The organism is Pirellulales bacterium, assembly GCA_035546535.1.
GTDB lineage: Bacteria > Planctomycetota > Planctomycetia > Pirellulales > JACPPG01 > JACPPG01.
Genome location: DASZWQ010000039.1, coordinates 1 through 2,850, shown reverse-complemented (window position 1 = coordinate 2,850; position 2,850 = coordinate 1). Strand labels below are relative to the sequence as shown.

The window sequence follows — 2,850 nt, the reverse complement described above, 5'->3', positions numbered from 1 at the left end:
ACCGGCCGCTATACGATCGAGGGTGAGGACCATGGCTGACACCCGCAGAAATTTCCTGAAAGTCGCGGCCGCGAGTGCCGGCGGGCTGATCCTGACCGGTTGCACGTCCCTCTCTCAGCAGCAATGGGTCGTGAGCATCCTGTCGGAGGTCGAGAACCTCACGCGTCGCGCGCAACGCCTGTTCGCGGGCAGCCACGCACTTGCACCGGAATTCACAAAGGCCGATATCGCGCGAGTCTTTCGTGCCAACGGGACGCTCAATCCGTCGACGGACGACTACGAGGCCCACGCCGCCAAGAACTTCGCGGACTGGCGCATCCCGGTTGGCGGGCTGGTGGAGAAGAGATTGGTGTTGTCGCTCGCCGATCTTAAGGCCCTGCCGTCTCGGACTCAGATCACGCGGCACGATTGCGTCGAAGGCTGGAGCTGCATCGGCGAATGGACCGGCGCACCGCTTGCCCACATTTTGGCTATGGCCAAGCCGAAGCCGGAAGCCCGCTATGTGATGTTTTTTTGTGCAGACCCTATGGGCGATACCTCGAACCCCGATGTCCCTTATTACTACGAAAGCCTCGACCTTCTCGAGGCGACGCACCCGCAAACCCTCCTGGCGTATCAACTAAACGGCCAGGCCCTTCCAATCGAGCACGGCGCGCCGGTCCGTGTCCGCGCGGAGCGCCAGCTTGGTTACAAAATGGCAAAGTACGTTCAACGGATCGAACTTGTGGAAAACTTCGATCATATTAATGGCGGCAAGGGCGGCTATTGGGAGGACCAGGGGTACGCGTGGTACGGTGGAATATAGACCGCCCTTGAAGGCCCGTCACACTCACCCGATATTAGGACAGGCAGCGATTCTGCCGATTGCGCGTTTCCAGATTTGGCCCGTTCCGAGCGAGGGGATTTTGCGTAAGACATTCTTACTTGCCGTTCTTTTGATGAGCACAGCGCTTGCGGGATGCGCATCAACGAACAATCCGGATTCGCTCGCGCAGAACGATCCGTACGAGCCGACCAACCGCAAGATTTTTGAATTCAATCAGGCGCTGGACAAGCACGTCGCGCGGCCCGTGGCCGTGTTCTACAACCACGCGGTGCCCGAGCCATTCCGCCTTGGCGTTCACAACGTGCTCGAGAACATGGACAAGCCCGTGGTCTTCGCGAACGACATTCTTCAGGGCGAAGCGTCCCGCGCGTCGCAGACCTTCGCCCGCGCGTTCATCAACACGACCATCGGGCTTGGCGGCGTGATCGATGTCGCCAGCAAGATGGGCGTACCCGATCATGACGAAGATTTCGGCCAGACGCTTGGCACCTGGGGTGTTGGCGAAGGCCCGTATTTCGTAGCGCCGCTTCTCGGGCCTGCGCCACCGCGCGACCTCGGCGGGCGCGTGGTCGACTATGGTTTCGATCCGTTCACCTATATCCGCTTCGACGGATACAAGACGATGGGCTATGCCCGCGCCGGCCTCGGCGTGCTCGACCTGCGCGCGCGCAACGTGGAGACGCTGGACCAGATCGAGCGGGACTCCGTGGACTACTATGCGACGCAGCGCAGCCTGTATCGTCAGTACCGGAATTCCGAAATCCGCAACGGCAAGCCGGACACGAGCGATCTGCCGAACCTCTAGTTGACCTTGGTCAGCGGGGCCTCGTTGCCCTTTTCGACCAGGGTGAGTTTCGCGCCGTCGGTTTCGAGCACGGTCACCGAACAATTGTCCGGCGAAAACACGACCACCCGGTGGTCTCCCGTCGCCGCGCCTGCAATCACATTGATCGCGACGTAGTGGGAAAAGATCACGGTGTCGCGCGAGATTTCCGCGACCGATGCAATGCAGTCTTCGCGCCACTCGGCCAGCTCACGCGTGACATCCCGCCAGGACCCGCCCATCAGGTTTCGCAGCCAGGCGACACGTCCCTCCAGCGTCATGCCCCTCGGCGACGGGATTTCTGCAACCGCGGGCTCGACGACGGGCTTGATACTCCAAAGCGTCGACAGTGGTGCGGCGGTTTCCCGTGTGCGGCGGAGCGGGCTCGAAAGGATCGGTAGCGGGCCAAGACCCTTCAGCCTTTCCGCTACCGCTTCCGCCTGCGAACGGCCCAACGCGTCGAGCCCGGGATCCATCGACTCTCCGAAGCCTGCTTCGGCGCGGCCATGGCGAACCATATAAACGCGCGCCATTACGCGAACCGGAACAGGTTGATCGCGCCCGGCGTCACATCGCCCACGCGGCCGAGCATCTCTTCGCGCATCATGCGGTCAAGAGTCAGATCGTCGTCCGGCGTGTTGGCGAGGAAGCGGCGGTTTTGCTCGTCTCGGCCGACGATCAGGCCGAAGCGTTTGCCCTTGCGGTCTGTGATGACGGTGTAGGTCTCGACGGTCGCGCGGCCTGAGGGTTGTTCGATCACCTCGGGATGCGCTTCGGCGTCGATGTCCATTTGATACGAAGCCGGATTGTCGCGCTGCCACACACCCTCTTTCGGCGTGGTCGAATAGATGCCGGCGGAGTGCTTGGTCACATACCAGCCATTGCCGGTGCAGAGACCGAACGTGCCCGGCTTTGCGCGCAGCTTCTGCATCATCATGACGATGGAATGCATGACGTAGTCGTTGCCCGCGCCGCCGAAATACGGAAGGCCGCCGGTGATGGTCAGCCCGCGCGGATCGTCGGTCGCGATGCCGAATTCGCGGCAGCCGATCTCCACGGCGCTCGGGAAGCAGGAATAAAGATCGATGTAGCTCATGTCGGCGACCTTCTTGCCCGCCATCGCGAAGGCGCGCTTGCCGATCTCGCGGATCGCGGGCGAGGAATAGAAGTTCACGCGCTCGCTGACGTTCCAGATGTCGTT

General features: G+C 61.9%; 4 protein-coding genes. 2 read left to right on the top strand and 2 right to left on the bottom strand.

The window, feature by feature from the left end:
• Positions 1-31 precede the first annotated feature (31 nt).
• Both VHD36_04970 and VHD36_04965 read left to right on the top strand, forming a co-directional pair.
• Complete coding sequence (locus VHD36_04970) at positions 32-805, top strand: molybdopterin-binding protein (protein ID HVU86648.1); 774 nt, start codon at positions 32-34, stop codon at positions 803-805.
• A 133-nt stretch (positions 806-938) separates the two neighbouring features.
• On the top strand, positions 939-1,631 hold the full coding sequence (locus tag VHD36_04965) for a VacJ family lipoprotein (protein ID HVU86647.1): 693 nt from the start codon (positions 939-941) through the stop codon (positions 1,629-1,631).
• Here the strand turns inward: VHD36_04965 and VHD36_04960 are convergent.
• Entirely contained in the window at positions 1,628-2,182 is a 555-nt protein-coding gene (locus tag VHD36_04960) for a histidine phosphatase family protein (GenBank protein ID HVU86646.1), read from the bottom strand. The genes VHD36_04965 and VHD36_04960 overlap by 4 nt on opposite strands.
• Positions 2,182-2,850, bottom strand: a 669-nt coding sequence (locus VHD36_04955) for a hypothetical protein (GenBank protein ID HVU86645.1), incomplete at its 5' end; no start/stop codon positions are given. The genes VHD36_04955 and VHD36_04960, both read right to left, overlap by 1 nt.